General features: G+C 56.7%; 19 protein-coding genes. 10 read left to right on the top strand and 9 right to left on the bottom strand.

Going from position 1 to position 21,057, the window contains the following annotated elements; genetic code table 11:
- Positions 1 to 24: 24 nt before the first annotated feature.
- Positions 25 to 981 (top strand): AraC family transcriptional regulator, encoded by a 957-nt coding sequence (locus SPH27_RS04080; RefSeq protein ID WP_058841375.1) that lies wholly within the window; start codon positions 25 to 27, stop codon positions 979 to 981.
- Positions 982 to 1,083: 102 nt separating this feature from the next.
- Positions 1,084 to 2,769 (top strand): alpha,alpha-trehalase, encoded by a 1,686-nt coding sequence (locus SPH27_RS04085; RefSeq protein WP_058841376.1) that lies wholly within the window; start codon positions 1,084 to 1,086, stop codon positions 2,767 to 2,769.
- Positions 2,770 to 3,260: 491 nt separating this feature from the next.
- On the opposite strand, the gene SPH27_RS04090 is transcribed toward SPH27_RS04085, so the two are convergent.
- Together SPH27_RS04090 and SPH27_RS04095 are read right to left on the bottom strand one after the other, a co-directional pair.
- Entirely contained in the window at positions 3,261 to 5,363 is a 2,103-nt protein-coding gene (locus SPH27_RS04090; protein ID WP_182072438.1) for a TonB-dependent siderophore receptor, read from the bottom strand.
- Between the two features lie 113 nt (positions 5,364 to 5,476).
- On the bottom strand, positions 5,477 to 5,731 hold the full coding sequence (locus tag SPH27_RS04095; RefSeq protein ID WP_008502662.1) for a GlsB/YeaQ/YmgE family stress response membrane protein: 255 nt from the start codon (positions 5,729 to 5,731) through the stop codon (positions 5,477 to 5,479).
- Between the two features lie 208 nt (positions 5,732 to 5,939).
- Here SPH27_RS04095 and ycgR point away from each other — a divergent pair, with 208 nt between their 5' ends.
- Complete coding sequence (ycgR, locus tag SPH27_RS04100) at positions 5,940 to 6,671, top strand: flagellar brake protein YcgR (RefSeq protein WP_182072440.1); 732 nt, start codon at positions 5,940 to 5,942, stop codon at positions 6,669 to 6,671.
- A gap of 37 nt (positions 6,672 to 6,708) precedes the next feature.
- Here ycgR and emtA read toward each other — a convergent pair whose 3' ends face one another.
- A complete protein-coding gene (gene emtA, locus SPH27_RS04105) occupies positions 6,709 to 7,320 on the bottom strand; it encodes a membrane-bound lytic murein transglycosylase EmtA (RefSeq protein WP_064672703.1) in 612 nt (203 codons plus the stop codon).
- Positions 7,321 to 7,427: 107 nt separating this feature from the next.
- On the opposite strand from emtA, the gene ldcA reads away from it, so the two are divergent.
- Both ldcA and SPH27_RS04115 read left to right on the top strand, forming a co-directional pair.
- Positions 7,428 to 8,342 carry a muramoyltetrapeptide carboxypeptidase gene (gene ldcA, locus SPH27_RS04110; protein WP_182072442.1) on the top strand — a complete coding sequence of 305 codons (915 nt, stop codon included), beginning with the start codon at positions 7,428 to 7,430 and terminating at the stop codon, positions 8,340 to 8,342.
- 97 nt (positions 8,343 to 8,439) lie between these two features.
- On the top strand, positions 8,440 to 10,173 hold the full coding sequence (locus SPH27_RS04115; protein WP_045887993.1) for a potassium/proton antiporter: 1,734 nt from the start codon (positions 8,440 to 8,442) through the stop codon (positions 10,171 to 10,173).
- A gap of 97 nt (positions 10,174 to 10,270) precedes the next feature.
- Here the strand turns inward: SPH27_RS04115 and dadX are convergent, their stop codons facing one another.
- Both dadX and SPH27_RS04125 read right to left on the bottom strand, forming a co-directional pair.
- Positions 10,271 to 11,341, bottom strand: coding sequence for a catabolic alanine racemase DadX (gene dadX, locus SPH27_RS04120; protein ID WP_033145815.1), 1,071 nt, complete (start codon positions 11,339 to 11,341; stop codon positions 10,271 to 10,273).
- A 9-nt stretch (positions 11,342 to 11,350) separates the two neighbouring features.
- Positions 11,351 to 12,649 (bottom strand): D-amino acid dehydrogenase, encoded by a 1,299-nt coding sequence (locus tag SPH27_RS04125; protein WP_032658462.1) that lies wholly within the window; start codon positions 12,647 to 12,649, stop codon positions 11,351 to 11,353.
- Between the two features lie 321 nt (positions 12,650 to 12,970).
- On the opposite strand from SPH27_RS04125, the gene SPH27_RS04130 reads away from it, so the two are divergent.
- The gene (locus tag SPH27_RS04130; protein ID WP_023293929.1) at positions 12,971 to 14,503 is read left to right on the top strand and encodes a SpoVR family protein; all 1,533 of its coding nucleotides are present in this window, start codon (positions 12,971 to 12,973) and stop codon (positions 14,501 to 14,503) included.
- A 114-nt stretch (positions 14,504 to 14,617) separates the two neighbouring features.
- Here the strand turns inward: SPH27_RS04130 and fadR are convergent, their stop codons facing one another.
- Entirely contained in the window at positions 14,618 to 15,337 is a 720-nt protein-coding gene (fadR, locus tag SPH27_RS04135; RefSeq protein ID WP_023336056.1) for a fatty acid metabolism transcriptional regulator FadR, read from the bottom strand.
- 200 nt (positions 15,338 to 15,537) lie between these two features.
- Here fadR and nhaB point away from each other — a divergent pair, with 200 nt between their 5' ends.
- A complete protein-coding gene (nhaB, locus tag SPH27_RS04140) occupies positions 15,538 to 17,076 on the top strand; it encodes a Na(+)/H(+) antiporter NhaB (protein ID WP_182072444.1) in 1,539 nt (512 codons plus the stop codon).
- A gap of 143 nt (positions 17,077 to 17,219) precedes the next feature.
- Positions 17,220 to 17,750 carry a disulfide bond formation protein DsbB gene (gene dsbB, locus SPH27_RS04145; RefSeq protein WP_023312182.1) on the top strand — a complete coding sequence of 177 codons (531 nt, stop codon included), beginning with the start codon at positions 17,220 to 17,222 and terminating at the stop codon, positions 17,748 to 17,750.
- A gap of 123 nt (positions 17,751 to 17,873) precedes the next feature.
- Here dsbB and SPH27_RS04150 read toward each other — a convergent pair whose 3' ends face one another.
- The 3 genes from SPH27_RS04150 to SPH27_RS04160 form a co-directional block, all read right to left on the bottom strand.
- A complete protein-coding gene (locus SPH27_RS04150; RefSeq protein WP_033145818.1) occupies positions 17,874 to 18,314 on the bottom strand; it encodes a YcgN family cysteine cluster protein in 441 nt (146 codons plus the stop codon).
- 93 nt (positions 18,315 to 18,407) lie between these two features.
- On the bottom strand, positions 18,408 to 19,067 hold the full coding sequence (locus SPH27_RS04155; RefSeq protein ID WP_039263627.1) for a fumarylacetoacetate hydrolase family protein: 660 nt from the start codon (positions 19,065 to 19,067) through the stop codon (positions 18,408 to 18,410).
- Between the two features lie 47 nt (positions 19,068 to 19,114).
- Positions 19,115 to 19,390, bottom strand: coding sequence for a YcgL domain-containing protein (locus tag SPH27_RS04160; protein WP_029742143.1), 276 nt, complete (start codon positions 19,388 to 19,390; stop codon positions 19,115 to 19,117).
- 123 nt (positions 19,391 to 19,513) lie between these two features.
- Here SPH27_RS04160 and minC point away from each other — a divergent pair, with 123 nt between their 5' ends.
- On the top strand, positions 19,514 to 20,221 hold the full coding sequence (minC, locus tag SPH27_RS04165) for a septum site-determining protein MinC (RefSeq protein WP_023312186.1): 708 nt from the start codon (positions 19,514 to 19,516) through the stop codon (positions 20,219 to 20,221).
- 23 nt (positions 20,222 to 20,244) lie between these two features.
- Positions 20,245 to 21,057, top strand: coding sequence for a septum site-determining protein MinD (gene minD / locus SPH27_RS04170; protein WP_029742160.1), 813 nt, complete (start codon positions 20,245 to 20,247; stop codon positions 21,055 to 21,057).

Genomic DNA, 21,057 nt, shown 5'->3' on the forward strand with positions numbered 1-21,057 from the left:
TGATTATTCGTCCGGAGTTGCGCCATGACCGTACAGTCACCCGATCTGATCAGCGAACTTTTACGCGGCATGCGTCTTTCAGGTGTGAAATACCGGCGGATCCAGGCCAGCGCGCCGTTTGGCGTCGCGTTCCATCAGGCGCCCGGTAGGGCGCAGTTTCATTTTGTGAGCCACGGTAGCGCCCTGCTGCGAATGGAAAGCGGTGCGACGTTCGAACTGAGCAGCGGCGATGCCCTCTTTATTCCTTGCGGTGATTCCCATGCCCTGCTCTCTGACGAGCGGGCAACCATTACGCCCATCAATGCCTTTCCCAGCGAGCCCATCTGCAGCTCGGTGTGTGCCATCACCTGCGAGCCCTGCCCGGAAAGCGAGAACACCATCATCTTTAGCGGGTGCATGGATTTTGAGCTGGGCGGGATGCAGCCGCTGATCAAGGCGATGCCGGAAGTGATGATGGTCAGCCGGCTGATGTCCACCTGGCCGGAGATCCACCCGCTGCTGGCGGCGATGGAGCGGGAGTCCGTGTCGCGCCAGGCCGGGTACGCCGGGATCCTTGCGCGTCTGGCCGACGTGGTGGCGGCGTTAATCGTGCGCGGCTGGGTTGAAGGCGGATGTGGTAAAGCCACCGGCTGGGTGCAGGTTCTGCGCGACCCGCGCCTGAGCCGGGCCATTTACGCCATGCACCAGCAGCCCGGCCTGAACTGGAGCGTGGCGGATCTGGCAAAAGAAGCGGGCACGTCCCGTTCCGTGTTCGCCGAACGGTTTCTGGCCGCGACGGGAACCACCCCGGCAAAATATCTCAGCGAGCTGAGAATGCGCCTGGCCATCCAGTACATTCGCCACGAAAATCAGCCGATTGAAACCGTCGCGCTGCGGCTGGGGTACGGCTCTCTGGCGGCATTTAGCCGGGCATTTAAGCGCATCATAGGACATGCGCCGGGCACGCTGCGGGAAGCCAGCCAGACGCCGGAAGAGGTCTGACGGGCAGGCAATTATTAACGCGAAGCGGGCAATATTCGTCTAAGGTTTTCAGGTGATTGACAACAGCGGTCACGCTGTTTGGTGAAGACAGGAGACGAACTGATGATAAGACCTCGTACACTACGCCCCGCGTTCTTGCCCCTTGCGTTAGGAGGCGCGCTGCTCGGCGTCACGACTTGCGGTTATGCCGATGATAGCCCCGCAGCCCAGACAACCTCACCCGATATTTTGCTGGGCCCGCTGTTTAACGATGTGCAAAGCGCCAAACTGTTTCCCGATCAGAAAACCTTCGCGGATGCCGTCCCCAAAAGCGACCCGCTGATGATTCTGGCGGATTACCGGATGCAGCACGCGCAGTCCAGCTTTGACTTACGCCACTTTGTCGAGATGAACTTTACGCTCCCTGCGGAAGGGGAAAAATATGTTCCGCCTGCTGGACAAAGTTTACGTGAGCACATCGACGATCTCTGGCCCGTACTGACGCGCACCACGGATAAAGCCAGCAACAAATGGGATTCCCTTCTGCCGTTACCCAAACCTTACGTTGTGCCCGGCGGCCGTTTCCGCGAGGTCTACTACTGGGACAGCTATTTCACCATGCTGGGCCTGGCGGAGAGCGAACACTGGGACAAAATCAGCGACATGGTGGATAACTTTGCGTATGAGATTGACACCTTCGGCCACATTCCCAACGGCAACCGCAGCTATTACCTGAGCCGCTCCCAGCCGCCGTTTTTCTCAATGATGGTTGAACTGCTGGCGACCCACGACAGCGATGCGCTGAAGAAGTACCGTCCGCAGATGGAGAAAGAGTATGCCTACTGGATGGACGGCGTCGACGCCCTTCAGCCGGGGCAGGCTAACAAACGCGTGGTGAAGCTGGACGACGGCGCTATCCTCAACCGCTACTGGGACGACCGCGATACCCCGCGCCCGGAGTCCTGGCTTGACGACGTGAATACCGCCAAAAGTAACCCTAACCGGCCTGCGACCGAGATCTACCGTGATTTGCGTTCCGCTGCGGCCTCGGGCTGGGACTTTAGCTCGCGCTGGATGGACGATCCGCAAAAGCTCGGCACCATCCGAACCACCAGCATTGTCCCCGTGGACCTGAACGCCCTGATGTTCAAGATGGAAAAACTGCTGGCGCGGGCAAGCCAGGAGAGTGGCGACGCCGCCAGCGCAAGTAAATACGAGGCGCTGGCAACGGCGCGTCAGAAAGCCATCGAGAGCCACCTGTGGAATGATAAAGAGGGCTGGTACGCGGATTACGATCTGAAAAGCAAGAAGGTACGCAATCAGCTCACGGCGGCAGCCCTGTTCCCGCTTTACGTGAAGGCGGCGGCGCAGGACCGGGCCGATAAAGTCGCCGCGGCAACCTCGTCGCGCCTGTTGAAGCCGGGCGGTATTGCGACCACCACCGTCAATAGCGGCCAGCAGTGGGATGCGCCAAACGGCTGGGCCCCGCTACAGTGGGTGGCCGCGGAAGGGCTGCAGAATTACGGACAGGAGAAGGTCTCGATGGACGTGACCTGGCGCTTCCTGAAGAACGTCCAGCATACTTACGACAGGGAAAAGAAACTGGTCGAGAAGTATGACGTGTCGACAACCGGTACGGGTGGCGGCGGCGGCGAGTATCCGCTGCAGGACGGCTTCGGCTGGAGCAACGGCGTGACGCTGAAAATGCTGGATCGGGTCTGTCCGAAAGCAAAACCGTGCGACAGCGTGCCGGAGAATCAGCCTGCGGCGAATGAGGAGGCTGCGCCGGTGAAAGCTGCGGCGCAGTAAGGGTATTGCCGGGTGGCGGCTACGCCTTACCCGGCCTGCGCGTGCTGGCTCTCTCCCTCCGGGAGAAGGTTAGCCAGTAAGTTTTGAGCAGAAGCAATAACGTTGTTTCAGAACGCCTGAACGCTTTCAGCGATGCCATGGTCCGGCTGTAAATCGCTGAGGCGTTTGCCTTCCGGCCGGGGCGAGGCGCATGGATGCGCCGAGAGGGCGGGCTTTACAGGGATGTTACCTCCGCCCGTCCACGATAAGCCGGAAGGAATACGCCGAGGGCACCGCGAAGCGGCGATTTACCGCCGGGAGCCCGGGTTGCCGGGGTGGCGGCGACTGAGCCCCCCTGGCACGTTCACCGGTCACATCGTTACAGAGTAGCAAGGAACATAAAGTGAACGGAATGACCACCTCAGCCGTATGTTCCCCCTCACCCCAGCCCTCTCCCTCAAGGGAGAGGGGGCAGTCCGATTGCGCATTTTTGACGGGGTTTCCCTGGTTCCTTAGAAACTATAACTCGCCCCTAGCTGATACGTCCTGTCACGCCCAATCCAGCAGTTGGTCGCGTCGTAGCAGGTCAGCGTCTCTTTATTGGTGATGTTCTGCGCGCTGGCCTTAAGCGTTAGCCCTGCCAGCGAAGGCAGGATTTCACCCATCCGGTAGGAAGCCGCCAGATCGTACTGCGTAGTGCCGCCCAGCTTACCCGCATCGTTTGCCGGAGAGATTTCCATCGGCCCGGTGTAGCGTGCCCCAGCCCCCAGCATCAGTCCTTTCAGCGGCGTGTTGTCAAAGGTGTAATCCCCCCAGAGGTTGAAGGCATTCTCCGGTACCTGCGTTGGACGTTTGCCTTTGTATTTGTCATCTTCCCGGTTGATCGCGTGGGTGTACGCATAGTTGGCAATCAGCGTCAGGTTGTCCGTCGGACGGCTGATGGCGGAGAGCTCTGCCCCTTTGGATTCCACTTCCCCGGTCTGACGATAGTTCAGGAAGCCCGGATCGGAGGTGACGACATTTTTCTGCCGGATGTTAAACACCGAGGCGGTAAAGGTGGTGGCGTAGTCGGCCAGCAGATATTTCACCCCGCCTTCCACCTGCTTGCTGGTAGTCGGTTTGACGTCTTTCGCCACGAGCGTACCCTGCGGTGACACCGGCGCGAAACCTTCTGAATAGCTGATAAACGGCGAAATCCCGTTATCGAAGGCGTAAAGCGCGCCCAGGCGTTTGGTGACGCGATCCTGCGATACCCAGGCTTTATCACCGTTTTGCAGGTAGTTGGTGGTAACGGAGCGGTAATCGTCGTAGCGCAGGCTGCCCAGCAGGTTGAGGCCGCCAAACTCTACCTGATCCTGTAAGTAATAGCCGTTCTGCTGGTAGCTGAGACGGTTTTTCTGGGCGGTATAGAGCCCCGGCGCGCTTTCCTGGATCTGCGAATAGTCAGGATGCCGCATATCGATACCCGGCGTGGCCGATGCGTAGCGATAGTGGAAATGGGAATTCAGCTTCTGATAGTCAAACCCGGCCAGCAGGTGGTGTTTCCAGTCGCCCAGGGCAACGGTTTTGGTCACCTGGTTGTCGATGTTGAAGCTCTTAAGGTCTTCATCGGTGGTGTAGGCAAAGCGGTTGAGCTGATACGCCTCGCTTCCCGTGCCTGTCGCGTAGACGCTGCGCTGGTGGGTATCGACGTCGAAATAGCGCGCTTTCTGATTAAAGCCCCAGCCGCTGTCAAACTCATGTTCAAAGCTGTAGCCCAGCATCCACTGACGCTGCTTAAACCCGCTCCATTCGTCTCCGGCATAATCGCGCTTGCCCGCATATTTCGAGTGCAGGTAGGCGAGCGGCAGCGGGTTAGACGGCGTCAGGCTCGGGGTGTTTTGCGCCAGCGCGTCCAGGGTAAGGCGGGTTTTGCTGTCGGGCTGCCAGGTGACGGACGGAGCAACCAGGTAGTTTTCATACCGGGTGGTGTGCGGCTGATCGTCGTTTTCCGTCGCTTTGCCCAGCAGACGGTAGTTCCAGTCGCTGTCGGCAATCTGCCCGGTGGAATCGAGGTATCCCTCTTTCAGATTACGGTTTCCGGTGTTAACGCCGATTTCGGTTCGAGCTTCCCGCTGCGGTTTTTTACTTTGAATATTCACCAGCCCGCCCGGCGAACCGCCGCCGTAAAGGACCGATGAGGGGCCTTTCAGGATATCAACGCTGTCGATCAGCAGCGGATCGATGCGCGCTTTGGTATTGCCGGTGACGTTATAGGGCAGCTGCAGCCCGTTATAAAACTCCTGGTCAACGGTAAAGCCACGAATTTTATATTCGCTCATGTAGGAGGTATTCCCCCGCACCTCGGTTGAGACGCCCGGGGCATAGCGCAGGATTTCATTCACCGAATTCGCGTGACGCTTTTCAATTTCCGGCGCAGTGAGGGTCGTGATGACCTGCGGCGTTTTACTCTCGGCAACGGCCGATTTGGTGGCGCTGTTCGTCCAGGCCGGCAGCGCGCTGCCCTGCTCTGAACCTGTGACGACGATGGTGGATTCTTCGGCGAACGCCGGGACCTGCAATGCCAGCGTGGCGGCCCCTGCCAGGGCGCAAAGCGTAAAACGTGAGGTATTCATAATGTCGTCTTGTTGTTAGATGCAATACGGAACGACAATTATTATCATTTAGATTAACAAATCAATACTCAGGCAAAAAAAACGGCCCTCCGCAGAGAGCCGTTTACGTCAATTTATGCTCGTCGCAGTAACCTGAATATGCCCAGCACCACAATGGCACCCACGACAGCGACCAGAAAACTGTGCAGGTCGAAACCACTTATGTTGCCTCCAAAGCCAAACATCGTCGCCAGCCAGCCGCCCACAACCGCACCAACGACCCCGAGTACACAGGTCAGAATAAAGCCGCCGCCATCGTTTCCCGGCATGATCAGTTTAGCGATAGCGCCAGCAATAAGACCAAAGATAATCCAGGCGATGATACCCATAGCGATGCCCTCTTGCAGGTTTAACGCGTGCGCAGAAAACCTTCTGCACAGCTAACTTAAGTATAGGTCATCGCCGGAAAATCATTTTCATCTCACCGACTTATCTTTGGTTAAACAGGCAAAAAAAACTCACCGGTTTGTATTAAGTTTCATTGCAGATTGCCGATAACGCTAAGACAGTCTGTCATCAATCAAGGAGCCATCCGGCGTGAGTCATTACAGTGAGCAGTTCCTCAAGCAAAATCCGCTGGCTGTATTAGGGGTATTACGCGACCTGCAAAAAGGTGAAGTGCCGCTGCGCATCAGCTGGTCGAATAATCAGTTCATCAGCAAGATCCTTGACGCCTCGAAGGATCGGCTGGTGATTGATTTAGGCAGTCAGGAGTATGAAAACCGCGCGGCGCTGAAAGCGGAGAATATCGCGGTGATGGCCGAAACGCAGGGCGCCAAAGTGGAGTTTGTCCTGTCGCGGCTGGAACTGAGCGAATACCAGGGACTACCGGCTTTTGTTACCCCGCTTCCGACCAATCTCTGGTTTGTTCAGCGTCGTGAATATTTCCGCATCAGCGCCCCGCTCCATCCCGCCTATTTTTGTAAGGCCAAAATGCCGGACAAAAAAGAGATCCGCTTCCGCCTCTTCGATCTGTCGCTGGGCGGCATGGGCGCGCTGATGGACACGCCGAAACCGGACGGGCTGGTAGAGGGCATGCGGTTTACGCAAATCGAACTGGATATGGGGGGCTGGGGTCGCTTTTATTTCGATGCACAGCTGATTGCCATCAGCGACCGCACCGTCGTGGACAGCAAAAATGAAACCATTACCACGCCGCGTCTGAGCTTCCGTTTCCTCAACGTCGGGCCCGGCGCGGAGCGTGAGCTTCAGCGTATTATCTATTCCCTGGAGCGAGAGGCGCGGGAACGCGCAAATAAGGTCCTGTGAAGAAATCGGGCAGCGTGACCGCCGCCCGTCTGCGGCATTACATGGCATCCATCGCTTTCTGTACTTTCCAGATATAACGAGGCGCCTGTGGTGCCGGGTGATTTTTCGCCACATGTTCAAAGAACTCGTCTTTGTCCATGTCGTTAATCTCTTCTATCGCCTCTTTGCGGTCAGAGGAGAAGGTTCTGAGCAACGCGCCGGCACCGTTAACGTAAGACACCACCAGCGCGTACTGCATCACCTCTGGATCCTTAATCCCCTTCAGCACGCCATGCTCCATGATGCTCAGGTAGGCCGTGCCCATTGAAATGTTACGTTCCGGGTTTTTCAGCTCGCTGGTCGACGGCTGGCCGTTCCACCCCATGTAGCGGTAAACCTCTCTCCCCGCCGTTGACGCTTTAAGCTGCATCAGCCCCACCGCGTTAGATTTGCTGACAAGCGTGGGATTACCGCCGGACTCCACCGCAATGATCGCCGTGATGAGACGCGGGCTGACGCCCCAGGCCTTCCCGGCTTGCTCACTGATCGGCATCCACTGCATGGCCCGTTTCACCGGAACTTCCGGGTTCCAGGGCGGATTTTGATAATCATGTTTTGAACTACAGCCAGCAAGCAACACAATCAAAAAAGCAAACCATCTCAATTTCACGTCATCTATCCTTATAGCCGGTCATCGCGGTGCGCCGCCTCTTGAAGCAGGCAGCGTATAAGCGGCATGATATAGACAATTAGTTTCTCATTCAGCAAGGAATTGCCATGTCTCAGTTTCATCTCATCGCGCCGTCGGGCTACTGCATTAACCAGGACGCGGCGCAGCGGGGCGTTCAGCGTTTGCTGGAATCTGGCCATCAGGTAGAAAATCAGACGATTATCCCCCGCCGCCAGCAGCGTTTTGCCGGTACCGAAACGCAGAGGCTGAATGATATCAATAGTCTGGTGAACCTGACGGGCGAAAACCGGGTTGTGCTTGCGGTGCGCGGCGGATATGGCGCGAGCCGGCTGCTGGAGAGCATTGACTGGCAGGGGCTGGCGCTGCGCCAGCAGCAGGATCCGCTGCTGATCTGCGGCCACAGCGATTTCACCGTCATCCAGCTTGGGCTGCTGGCCCTGCATAACGTCATCACCTTCAGCGGTCCGATGCTGGCCGGTAACTTCGGCGCACCGGAGCTGGATGCGTTTACCGTGGAACATTTCTGGCGCGCGCTGCGCAATTCCACCTACAGCGTGGAGTGGCAAGGCAATGGGCCGCACTGGGAATGTGAAGGTCAGCTCTGGGGCGGCAACCTGGCGATGCTGGTCTCGCTCATCGGCACGCCGTGGATGCCGCAAATCGAGGACGGCATTCTGGTGCTGGAAGATATCAACGAACATCCGTTCCGCGTCGAACGCATGCTCTTGCAGCTTTATCATGCCGGTATTCTTGAACGCCAGTCCGCGGTTGTGCTGGGCAGCTTCAGCGGCTCTGCTCCGAATGACTATGACGCGGGTTACTCCCTGGAGACCATGGTCGACTTCGTTCGCTCGCGGCTGGATATTCCGGTCATCACCGGTCTCGATTTCGGCCACGAGCAGCAAACCGTGACCCTGGCGCTGGGGGCGCACGCCACCCTGATCCACAACGATTCCGGCACTCGGCTGACCATCAGCGGCCATCCTGTCATAAAGGCATAAAAAAGCCGTTATACCCCCTTAATAAAACGCTGTTGCCGTTGTTAATATGTTAGGGTTTTAGTAACAGCGTTAACATTGAGGTGGGAGTAAGAGAACATTGGATGCCGCAGCGATAATCAGCCTTTTCATTTTGGGTTCCGTCCTTGTAACCAGCAGTATTTTATTAAGTTCATTTTCATCGCGTCTCGGCATACCTATTCTTGTCATTTTCCTCGCCATCGGCATGCTGGCCGGCATTGATGGCATTGGCGGTATCCCATTCGATAACTACCCCTTCGCCTATATGGTGAGTAACCTCGCGCTGGCGGTGATCCTGCTGGACGGCGGGATGCGCACCCAGGCGAGCTCCTTCCGCGTGGCCTTAGGGCCTGCGCTGTCGCTCGCCACGGTCGGCGTGTTGATTACCTCTGGCCTCACCGGGATGATGGCCGCGTGGCTTTTCCATCTCAATATCATGGAAGGTTTGCTGATTGGCGCCATCGTGGGCTCAACTGATGCGGCAGCGGTATTTTCCCTGCTCGGCGGAAAAGGGCTTAACGAACGCGTTGGCTCCACGCTTGAGATTGAATCCGGCAGTAACGATCCGATGGCGGTGTTTCTCACCATTACGCTTATCGAGATGATTCAGCAGCATGAAAGCGGGCTGAGCTGGATGTTTGCGTTACATATCCTGCAGCAGTTCGGCCTGGGGATTGTCATCGGCCTGGCGGGGGGCTATCTGCTACAGCAGACGATCAACCGCATCTCGCTGCCCGCGGGGCTTTACCCCCTGCTGGCGCTGAGCGGCGGCATTCTCATTTTTGCCGTCACCACGGCAGTCGACGGCAGCGGTATTCTCGCGGTCTATCTCTGCGGGTTCCTGATGGGCAACCGCCCTATTCGCAACCGCCATGCCATCTTGCAGAACTTTGACGGCCTGGCGTGGCTGGCGCAAATCGGCATGTTCCTGGTGCTCGGCCTGCTGGTTACGCCATCGGATCTGCTGCCGATCGCCGTTCCGGCGCTGCTGCTGTCCGCGTGGATGATCTTCTTCGCCCGTCCGCTGTCGGTATTTGCAGGCCTGCTGCCGTTTCGCGGCTTCAACCTGCGCGAGCGGGTCTTTATCAGCTGGGTGGGGCTGCGCGGCGCGGTGCCGATTATCCTTGCGGTGTTCCCGATGATGGCCGGTCTGGATAACGCGCGGCTGTTCTTTAACGTGGCGTTCTTCGTGGTGCTGATTTCCCTCCTGTTCCAGGGAACCTCGCTCGGGTGGGCGGCGAAAAAAGCCAAAGTGGTGGTCCCGCCCGTGGGCTGGCCGGTCTCCCGCGTGGGGCTCGATATTCATCCGGAGAACCCATGGGAACAGTTTGTCTATCAGCTGAGCGCCGACAAATGGTGCGTGGGAGCCTCGCTGCGCGATTTGCACATGCCGACCGAAACGCGCATTGCCGCCCTGTTCCGCGATAATGTCCTGCTGCACCCTACCGGCAGCACCCGCCTGCGCGAGGGGGATATTCTCTGCGTGATTGGTCGCGAGCGCGACCTGCCCGCGCTGGGCAAGCTGTTCAGCCAGTCGCCTCCGGTGGCGCTGGACCAGCGCTTCTTCGGCGATTTTATTCTGGAAGCCAGTGCCAAATTTGCGGATGTGGCGCTGATTTACGGTCTGGATGAAGGGCTGGAGTACCGCGACAAGCAGCAAACGTTAGGGGAAATCATTCAGCAACTGCTGGGAGCGGCCCCCGTCGTCGGCGACCAGGTAGAGTTCGCCGGGATGATCTGGACGGTTGCGGAGAAAGAAGATAACGCGGTCAGAAAAGTCGGCGTCAGGCCGATGGAAGAGGAAACCGAGTAGTTGTTTTTTTGCCGGGTGGCGCTAACGCTTACCCGGCCTACGTTCGAGGGTTTTGTAGGTCGGGTAAGGCGAAGCCGCCACCCGACATAAATATACGTTACACCGTCACAACCGGCACTCTTGGTGCCAGTGCGCACATCAATTCATACCCCACCGTGCCCGCCGCGGCAGCCACGTCATCAATCTTAACTTCGTTACCCCACAGCTCTACCGGTGAGCCAATGCCCGCCTGCGGGCATGGCGTCAGATCAACGGCCAGCATATCCATAGATACGGTGCCCACCGTTCCCGTGCGAACCCCATCGACCCAGACCGGCGTGCCGGTCGGCGCGATGCGCGGGTAGCCGTCGGCGTAACCGCCCGCCACGATGCCAATGCGCTGCTCGCCCTTTGCCCGGTAGCGGCTGCCGTAGCCCACCGTGTCCCCGGCCTTCAGCGTCTGCACGCCAATGATTTCACTGCGCAGGGTCATGACCGGCTTCAGGCCGCTGTTGGCGATATCCTGCCACTCGCCAGAGGGAGACGCACCGTACAGAACGATCCCCGGACGCACCCAGTTATAGTGCGCCTCGGGATGCCACAGCGTGGCCGCCGAGTTCGACAGCGAGCGCGGGCAATCCAGCCCTTCAGCCGCCTGCTCAATGCGGACCATGGCATCGGCAATACCGTCGGGTTTTTCCGCGTCGGCAAAATGCGCCATCAGCGTCATTTCGCCCACGTTTTTCATCGCGCGCAGCTGCTGCCAGACCGTGTGCACCCGCTCAGGCTGGAAGCCCAGGCGGTTCATGCCGCTGTTCACCTTGAGATAGATATCCAGCGGAGCATGGAGCTTCGCATCCTGGATCGCCTTAATCTGCCAGTTGCTGTGAACGCTGGTGGTCAGCCGGTACTTATCCAGCAGCGGCAGATCGTCCGCATGGAAGAACCCTTCCAGCAGTAGAATCGGCCCTTTCCAGCCGCGCTCGCGCAGCAGAATGGCCTCTTCCAGATTCAGGAGCGCAAAACCGTCGGTCGCGCTCAGCGCGCTCCAGATACGATCGATACCGTGGCCGTAGGCATTCGCTTTCACCACCGACCAGACGCGCGACCCCGGAGCCGCCCGACGAACAATTTGCAGATTATCCTTCAGGGCCTGCAGGTTCAGCTGGGCCAGAACAGGACGGGACATGACAACTCCTTAGCTATGCGCGCCGTGCAGGTGCTGTGGACGCGAAGGCGTAAACCCCGATTGATAGCGCGCGGCGCTTAAATCGTCAAACGGAATTGCCGGCGTGCGCCCGGAAATCAGGTCGCTCAGCAGCTGGCCCGATCCGCAGGCCATCGTCCAGCCGAGCGTGCCGTGTCCGGTATTGGTCCACAGGTTTTTAAACGGCGTGCGCCCTACGATCGGCGTGCCGTCAGGGGTCATCGGACGCAGGCCGGTCCAGAACGTCGCCTGCTCAACAAAACCGCCGCGCGGGAAGAGATCGCCCACCACCATCTCCAGCGTTTCACGACGCGGCTGCAGCAGTTCGGTGTTGAAGCCGACAATCTCCGCCATGCCGCCTACGCGAATGCGGTTGTCGAAGCGGGTAATGGCGATTTTGTAGGTTTCATCCAGAATGGTCGAGACCGGCGCGCCGCTCTCTTCTTTCACCGGAATGGTCAGCGAGTAGCCCTTCAGCGGATAAACCGGAATGTCGAGAATGCCTTTCAGCATGGCGGTGGAGTACGAACCAAACGCCATCACGTAGGCATCGGCTTTGATCACCTCGTCGCCGCACTTCACGCCGTAAATTTTTTCGCCTTCCGACAGCAGCTTGTCGACGGAGGTATTAAAGCGGAACTTCACCCCGGCCTGCTCGCACATTTGCGCCAGACGTTGCGTAAAGAGCTGGCAGTCGCCGGTTTCATCATTCGGCAGGCGCAGGCCGCCGGTCAGCTTATGCGCCACTTCCGCCAGCGCCGGTTCAACCTGGCCAAGCTGGCTGGCTTCCAGCAGCTGGTACGGTACGCCGGCATCTTCCAGCACGGCGATATCGCGGGTGGCATTCTCGTACTGTTGCTCGGTGCGGAACAGCTGCAGCGTTCCGCCCTGGCGGCCTTCATACTCAATCCCCGTCGACGCGCGCAGCGCTTTCAGACAGTCGCGGCTGTATTCCGCCAGGCGCACCATGCGCCCTTTGTTCTCCATGTAGTGGCGCGTGTCGCAGTTGCGCAGCATCTGCCACATCCACTTCAGCTGGAACTGCGTGCCGTCAAGGCTGATGGCCAGCGGCGCATGGCGCTGGAACATCCATTTAATCGCTTTCAGCGGAACGCCCGGCGCAGCCCACGGCGCCGCATAGCCCGGAGAGATTTGCCCGGCGTTCGCCGCGCTGGTTTCAAGCGCGGGACCGGATTCACGATCGATAACGGTTACGTCATGTCCCGCCTGACTTAAATACCAGGCGCTGGTTACCCCAACGACACCACTTCCCAGTATGACAACACGCATAGCCACTCCATTATGTGCAAAAGAACAATCTTCTAATTACAGATTGATAACCTAGTTGAAAATATTATTCAACATACGACTTTTTTATGGTGACTTACCTCACACATCCCCCAGCATCAGGGGATAGTGCTAATTTGGGATCTCCTGCTGCGCGTTATTTTTAACCAGCATAATATGCTGCGGCATACCGTTTTTTTGCCGTATCAAAAACGCGAAATCGCAAAGAAAAAATTTCTGCCCCAGCACGCTTTTTAACACGTTGATCTATGCTTGAAAGGAGGCTCTCCAGACAGAGAGAGCACCCACAACGAGGGCGCGCTAATGGCTACTATTGATTCCCTGAACAAGGACAACACACGTCTGAGCGATGGACCCGACTGGACCTTCGAGCTGCTGGATGTTTACCTCGCCGAAATCGACCGGGTCGCAAAGCTGTATCGTCTGGATACCTATCCCCATCAGATTGAAGTCATTACGTCCGAACAGATGATGGACGCCTACTCCAGCGTCGGGATGCCGATTAACTATCCGCACTGGTCGTTTGGTAAGAAATTTATTGAAACGGAACGGCTGTATAAGCACGGCCAGCAGGGGCTGGCGTATGAGATTGTGATTAACTCCAATCCGTGCATCGCCTATTTAATGGAAGAGAACACCATTACCATGCAGGCGCTGGTGATGGCACACGCCTGCTACGGGCACAACTCATTTTTCAAGAATAACTATCTGTTCCGCAGCTGGACGGACGCCAGCTCCATCGTCGATTACCTGATCTTCGCCCGTAAATACATTACCGACTGCGAAGAGCGCTACGGCGTGGACGAAGTGGAAAAACTGCTCGACTCCTGCCACGCGCTGATGAACTACGGTGTGGACCGCTACAAACGTCCGCAGAAAATCTCCCTGCAGGAGGAGAAAGCCCGGCAGAAGAGCCGCGAAGAGTACCTGCAAAGCCAGGTGAACATGCTGTGGCGTACCCTGCCGAAGCGTGAGGAGGAAAAAACGATCGCCGAAGCGCGTCGCTATCCGTCCGAGCCGCAGGAAAACCTGCTCTATTTTATGGAGAAGAACGCCCCGCTGCTGGAGCCGTGGCAGCGTGAGATCCTGCGCATCGTGCGCAAGGTGAGCCAGTATTTTTACCCGCAAAAGCAGACGCAGGTGATGAACGAAGGCTGGGCGACCTTCTGGCACTACACCATTCTTAACCATCTGTACGACGAGGGAAAAGTGACCGAGCGGTTCATGATGGAATTCCTCCACAGCCATACCAACGTGGTGTTCCAGCCGCCCTACAACAGCCCGTGGTACAGCGGAATAAACCCGTATGCGCTTGGCTTCGCCATGTTCCAGGACATTAAGCGCATCTGCCAGTCGCCGACGGAAGAAGACAAGTACTGGTTCCCGGATATCGCCGGTTCTGACTGGCTGGAAACGCTGCACTTTGCGATGCGCGACTTTAAGGACGAGAGCTTCATCAGCCAGTTTATGTCGCCGAAGATCATGCGTGATTTCCGCTTCTTCACCGTGCTGGACGATGACCGCAACAACTATCTGGAGATCTCTGCAATCCATAACGAAGAGGGATACCGTGAGATCCGCTCTCGCCTCTCTTCCCAGTACAACCTGAGCAACCTTGAGCCGAATATTCAGGTATGGAACGTCGATTTGCGCGGTGACCGCTCCCTGACGCTGCGCTATATCCCGCACAATCGCGCGCCGCTGGATAAAGGGCGTAAAGAAGTGCTGAAGCACGTGCATCGCCTGTGGGGCTTTGACGTGCAGCTGGAGCAGCAGAATGAAGACGGGAGCGTCGAGCTGCTGGAACGTTGCCCGGCGCGGTTGAATACGCTGTAGTGACGCTTTTGCCCGGTGGCGGCTACGCTTACCGGGCCTACAAAACCCGTAGGTCGGGTAAGGCGTAGCCGCCACCCGACGAAAAAAAACCTCTCATACGAGAGGTTTTTTCTTTTAGCGAGTCTGAATCGCTAAATCACCCGGCAGCGTTTTCTGCATACGGTGCCAGATTTCACCGGAATCGTGACCGTAGCGGCGCACCGTCTCATAAACCTGATCGTGCAGACCTTCGGTACAGAGCTTGCTCAGCTTGTGGTAGAAGCCCAGCGCCAGGCTACGCGCTTCCGGATTGGCAAAGTAGTGGCGGCCAATGCGGGTGTAAAGCCCTTTCATACCGTTGAGGATCAGCCCATACACCGGGTTGCCGGAGGCAAACGCCAGGCCGCGGAACACGTTGTAATCGAGAGTGGCAAAAGCATCGGCATGATCTTCCACCTCGTTCGCGCTGGCCAGCACCGCAAGGGCGTCTTCCGGATGCTGACGGAAAGCGGTACGAATAAAGATCGTCGCGATGTTGGTGCGAACGGAGAGCAGATTATCAATGAGCTGCGGCACGCTTTCATGGTCAAGACGCGCCAGCGTTTCAAGAATGTTCAGCCCGGACGTTTCCCAGAAGTTGTTCACTTTCGTAGGCTTACCGTGCTGGATCGTCAACCAGCCATCGCGCGCCAGCCGCTGAAGCACTTCACGCAGCGTGGTGCGAGTGACGCCAATCAGTTCAGAGAGTTCGCGTTCAGCCGGAAGAATGGACCCCGCAGGGAAACGATTATTCCAGATGCTTTCAATGATGTACTCTTCCGCGAAACCCGCCGGGCTCTGCGCCTTAATGACCATAGTGAGATTTCCATTACACAGCTTTAGCAAATTGGACTCATCATACCAGAGGCACGCAGTGGCAGGTAGCGCGGCAAAGAGAGAAAAGAGGGATCGCCGTTTCATTTTGGTGAAATTTACAATGCAGCCTTATCCGCCTCCAGGCCGTGATTTTTGCGTATACTGATGTTTTGTCTTACTTGACGGGAAGGACGTCTGTTGTGGAAATTTCTTTTGGGCGCGCGCTATGGCGCAATTTTTTAGGTCAGTCTCCTGACTGGTATAAACTGATACTGCTGGTTTTCCTGGTCGTTAATCCCATCATTTTTAGCGTGAATCCCTTTATTGCCGGCTGGCTGCTGGTGGCGGAGTTTATCTTCACCCTGGCCATGGCGCTGAAATGTTATCCCCTTCTGCCGGGCGGATTGCTGGCGTTTGAAGCCGTCGTCGTCGGTATGACCAGCGCCGAGCATGTCAAAGCAGAGCTGGCGTCTAATCTCGAAGTGCTTCTGCTGCTGATCTTTATGGTGGCCGGCATCTACTTTATGAAACAGCTGCTGCTGTTCATCTTCACGCGCCTGCTGCTCAGCATTCCGTCGAAAATGTTCCTCTCGCTGGCGTTTTGCGTTGCCGCCGCCTTCCTGTCGGCGTTCCTGGATGCGCTGACGGTCGTTGCGGTAGTGATCAGCGTCGCGGTTGGGTTTTACGGAATTTATCACCGCGTGGCCTCCTCTCGCCCAAATGAGGACCTGCAGGATGACAGCCACGTTGAGGCGCATAACCGTGACGTGCTGGAACAATTCCGCGCGTTTCTGCGCAGCCTGATGATGCATGCCGGCGTGGGTACCGCGCTGGGCGGCGTGATGACCATGGTCGGCGAGCCGCAAAACCTGATCATTGCCAAAGCGGCGGGCTGGCACTTCGGTGATTTCTTCCTGAGAATGGCCCCGGTGAGCGTACCGGTGCTGATCTGCGGGCTGGCGACCTGTCTGCTGGTGGAGAAGTTTCGCCTCTTTGGGTACGGGGCGCAGCTCCCGGAGCCGGTTCGTCAGGAGCTGCATAAATTCGATGTGCAGAGCCGAAGCCAGCGGACGCGCCAGGAGACGCTACGACTGATTGCTCAGGGGATCATCGGCGTCTGGCTTATCGCGGCGCTGGCGTTCCATCTTGCCGAAGTGGGGCTGATTGGCCTGTCAGTCATTATTCTCGCCACCACCTTTACCGGCGTGACGGACGAACATGCCATCGGCAAGGCGTTTACCGAAGCCCTGCCGTTTACCGCCCTGCTGGCGGTGTTCTTTGCCGTCGTGGCGGTGATTATCGACCAACACCTGTTCGCGCCGATTATTGCCTTTGTATTACAGGCATCACCGGATGCTCAGCTCTCGCTGTTTTACCTGTTTAATGGCCTGCTCTCGTCGATCTCAGATAACGTCTTCGTCGGGACGGTCTACATAAACGAGGCCAAAGCCGCTATGGAGCAAGGCGTTATCAGCGCCGGACAGTTTGAGCTGCTGGCCGTGGCGATCAATACCGGAACCAACCTGCCGTCGGTGGCGACGCCAAATGGCCAGGCCGCCTTCCTGTTCCTGCTGACCTCCGCCCTCGCGCCGCTCATACGTCTTTCTTATGGCCGGATGGTTTGGATGGCGCTGCCCTATACGCTGGTGCTCACGATCGTCGGATTGCTTTGCGTCAAAATTACCCTCATTCCCTGTACGCAATGGCTGGTACAAGCGGGTATACTTGCGGCGCAGTAAACTATGCATCTCGGGCAGTTCGCTGCCCGTTTGCCTTTTCGCACGATAAACATCCAATTACGTTTTATTTCGCCAGGTACAGGTGGCGCGAAAAACGAATTCGTTTACACTGCGCTTTCTAAGCATGTTCCAGGGAAATGATTATGTTGAGATTTTTAAACCAGTGCTCCCGCGGTCGCGGAGCGTGGTTGTTAATGGCCCTGACCGCCTTTGCGCTGGAAATGGTCGCGCTGTGGTTCCAGCATGTAATGGGACTGAAACCTTGCGTACTGTGTATTTACGAACGCAGCGCGCTGTTCGGCATTATGGGTGCGGGCCTGGTGGGTGCGATTGCCCCAAAATCGCCGCTTCGCTATGCCGGTATTGCCATCTGGATCTACAGCGCCTGGAAAGGAATTGAACTCTCCTGGCAGCACACCATGATGCAATTGCATCCGTCACCGTTTATGACCTGTGATTTTGCCGCCCGCTTCCCGAGCTGGCTGCCGCTGGACAAATGGCTGCCGCAGGTGTTTGTCGCATCCGGTGACTGCTCCGTTCGCCAGTGGGAATTCCTGACGCTGGAGATGCCGCAGTGGCTGGTGGGTATTTTTGCCGCCTACTTCGTCGTGGCGCTGCTGGTGCTGATTGCCCAGCCTTTCAAACCGAAGAAACGCGATTTGTTCGGAAGGTAAACGCAAAACGGCAACCAAGGTTGCCGTTTTTAGCGTTTGCGCCCTCTCCCGTGGACGAGGGTTGGGGTGAGGGCATCAGGCCGCACAAGCACAAAAAAACCCGCCTCGGCGGGTTTTTTAATCTCAACGGGTCGGGTGGTTCATGATGTGATCTTCCCAGTCCTGCACCTCGGACTCTTTCACCGCAATGTGGCGCACAGAGATACGTTCACCGTGCATCGCCGCTTTTGAACCGGTTAACAGCGGATGCCAGTCAGGCAGACCTTTCCCTTCCGCCAGCAGGCGATACGCGCAGGTATGCGGCAGCCATTCAAACGTCGGCAGATTATCCCGGGTTAACTTGATGCAGTCAGGCTCAAATTCAAACCGGCGCTCATAGTTGCGGCACTGGCAGGTTTTAATGTTTAACTGCTTGCAGGCAACGTTGGTGAAGTAGATTTCGTCCGTATCTTCATCCATCAGCTTGTGCAGGCAGCACTGCCCGCAGCCGTCGCACAATGATTCCCATTCCGCGTCAGTCATGTCGTCGAGAGTTTTGCTTTGCCAGAAAGGGATGTCGTTCATCAGGATGTCCACACGTCAAAAGAAAGCGCACCTTATAACGAGTCTGGCACGTTGTTGCAAGTTTTGCCGCCCTCTTCAGGCGGCAAGATGGGGTTACAGCACGCGGGTTTTCAGCGACAGGCCGTTGAAACCGACCTCAAGCTCGTCACCGCTGAGTAGCGGGCCAACGCCTTCTGGGGTTCCGGTCAGGATCACATCGCCCGGCTTCAGGGTAAAGAAGCGGCTCATGTAGGCGATCAGCGGCACAATCTTATGGATCATGTCTGCCGTGGTGCCCTGCTGGCGGACCTCGCCGTTAACCTTCAGGCTGAGCGGCGTGTCTTGCGGATCGCCGGTAAATTCGCTCACCGGCACAAACGCCGAAATCGGGCAGGAATTATCAAACCCTTTGGCTTTTTCCCACGGCTGCCCTGCTTTCTTCATTTTGCCTTGAACGTCACGCAGGGTCAGATCCAGCGCCACGCCGTATCCGGCAATCGCTTTTTTAACATGTTCTTCTGAGGCCTGGCGCAGCGTCGCGCCGATCAGCACGGCAAGTTCAACTTCGTGATGCACCGAGCCCAGCCCCTGCGGCAGCGCCAGCGGCTGTCGGATATCGCACAGCGCCGTTTCAGGCTTAATAAACAGGACCGGCTCTTCTGGCGTCGCGCTGCCCATCTCCTGAATATGTTTTGCGTAGTTGCTGCCCACGCAAACCACTTTGCTGACGGGATAATCCAGTAATGCACCTTGCCAGTTATGATGTTGATACATGGTCGACCCCTAAACGGTTGATGTGTTGTACCCAAAAACAGTTGAGACTATTTTTTACCGTTCGCCTCAAGATGCTGTTTTAATAAATTCTCGGGTGGCGGTGGAAGCTGTAAATAATAGCCTTGCTCGGCTAAGGCCGTTTTCACTTTATCCAGATCGGCATTAATCAGTTTCTTACGACCATCAAGCGGTAGCAGCATCGCCAGCTGTGGTCGGCCAAAGTTCTTCATTAATTCTTCAGGCACGCGTGAAAAATCGTCTTTCTTTTCGACATAAAGATAGGTCTGGTCACGGCTTGTACTTCTGTAGATCACACAAAACATGTTTTTACTCTGAATTAATGGGTGGTTGCTTGCCTCAATATACTCCTGACTATAACATGCCTGATACTCTTCGGAATATCGCAGCGAGTGGTTGCGGTTAATAGCAAATTGAGTAAGGCCAGGATGTCAAACACGCCCATCGAGCTTAAAGGCAGTAGCTTCACCTTATCAGTGGTACATTTGCATGATGCAAAACCCGAGGTTATTCGTCAGGCGTTAGAAGACAAAATCGCCCAGGCTCCCGCCTTTCTGAAGCACGCCCCTGTTGTTATCAACGTCAGCGGTCTTGAGGCTCCGGTTAACTGGAAACTTCTCCAGCAGGCCGTCTCCTCGACCGGACTGCGTATCGTGGGCATCAGCGGCTGCAAAGATACTGAGCTGAAAGCGGAAATTGAGCGTGCGGGGCTGCCTCTTCTGAATGAGGGCAAAGAAAAAGCCTCGCGTGCGGCACCCGTTGCCGTGCAAACGCCCCCTCCTGCGGTGCAAAACGTTACTACCGTCACAAAAACGCGAATGATTGATGTGCCGGTTCGTTCCGGTCAGCGCATTTATGCACCAAACTGTGATCTGATTGTTACAAGCCACGTCAGTGCTGGCGCTGAGCTGATTGCAGATGGCAATATTCACGTATACGGTATGATGCGTGGACGTGCGCTCGCAGGTGCAAGTGGCGATCGAGATGCGCAAATATTTTGTACTCACCTGACGGCGGAACTGGTGTCCATCGCAGGTGAATATTGGCTGAGCGACAAGATCCCAGCCGAATTTTATGGCAAAGCGGCTCGCCTGCTTCTGGCAGACGACGCGTTGACCGTTCAACCGTTGAATTGATCCCTTTTTAACAAGGAATTTCTATGGCACGCATTATTGTTGTTACTTCGGGTAAAGGAGGCGTTGGCAAGACCACCTCCAGCGCGGCCATCGCTACTGGTTTGGCCCAGAAGGGAAAGAAAACCATCGTTATCGACTTCGATATCGGTCTGCGTAACCTCGACCTCATCATGGGATGTGAGCGTCGCGTCGTGTATGACTTCGTAAACGTCATTCAGGGCGATGCCACACTTAACCAGGCGATGATCAAAGACAAGCGCACCGAGAACCTCTACATTCTCCCGGCTTCTCAGACGCGTGACAAAGACGCCCTGACCCGTGAAGGCGTGGAAAAGGTGCTCGACGATCTGAAAAAAATGGATTTCGACTTCATTGTCTGCGACTCCCCTGCGGGCATCGAAACCGGTGCCCTGATGGCGCTCTACTTCGCTGATGAAGCGATCATCACCACCAACCCTGAAGTTTCATCCGTGCGTGACTCAGACCGCATTCTGGGCATCCTCGCTTCTAAATCCCGTCGTGCGGAAAATGGCGAAGACCCGATTAAAGAACACCTGCTGCTCACCCGCTACAATCCGGGCCGCGTGAACAAAGGTGACATGCTGAGCATGGAAGACGTGCTGGAGATCCTGCGCATTAAGCTGGTGGGCGTTATCCCGGAAGATCAGTCCGTGTTACGCGCCTCTAACCAGGGCGAGCCAGTGATCCTTGATACATTGGCAGATGCAGGTAAAGCTTACGCCGATACCGTTGACCGTCTGCTGGGAGAAGAACGTCCTTTCCGCTTCATTGAAGAAGAGAAGAAAGGTTTCCTCAAACGCCTGTTCGGAGGATAA

The sequence above is a fragment of the Enterobacter sp. A103 genome, assembly GCF_034427535.1.
GTDB classification, from domain to species: Bacteria; Pseudomonadota; Gammaproteobacteria; order Enterobacterales; family Enterobacteriaceae; genus Enterobacter; species Enterobacter asburiae_B.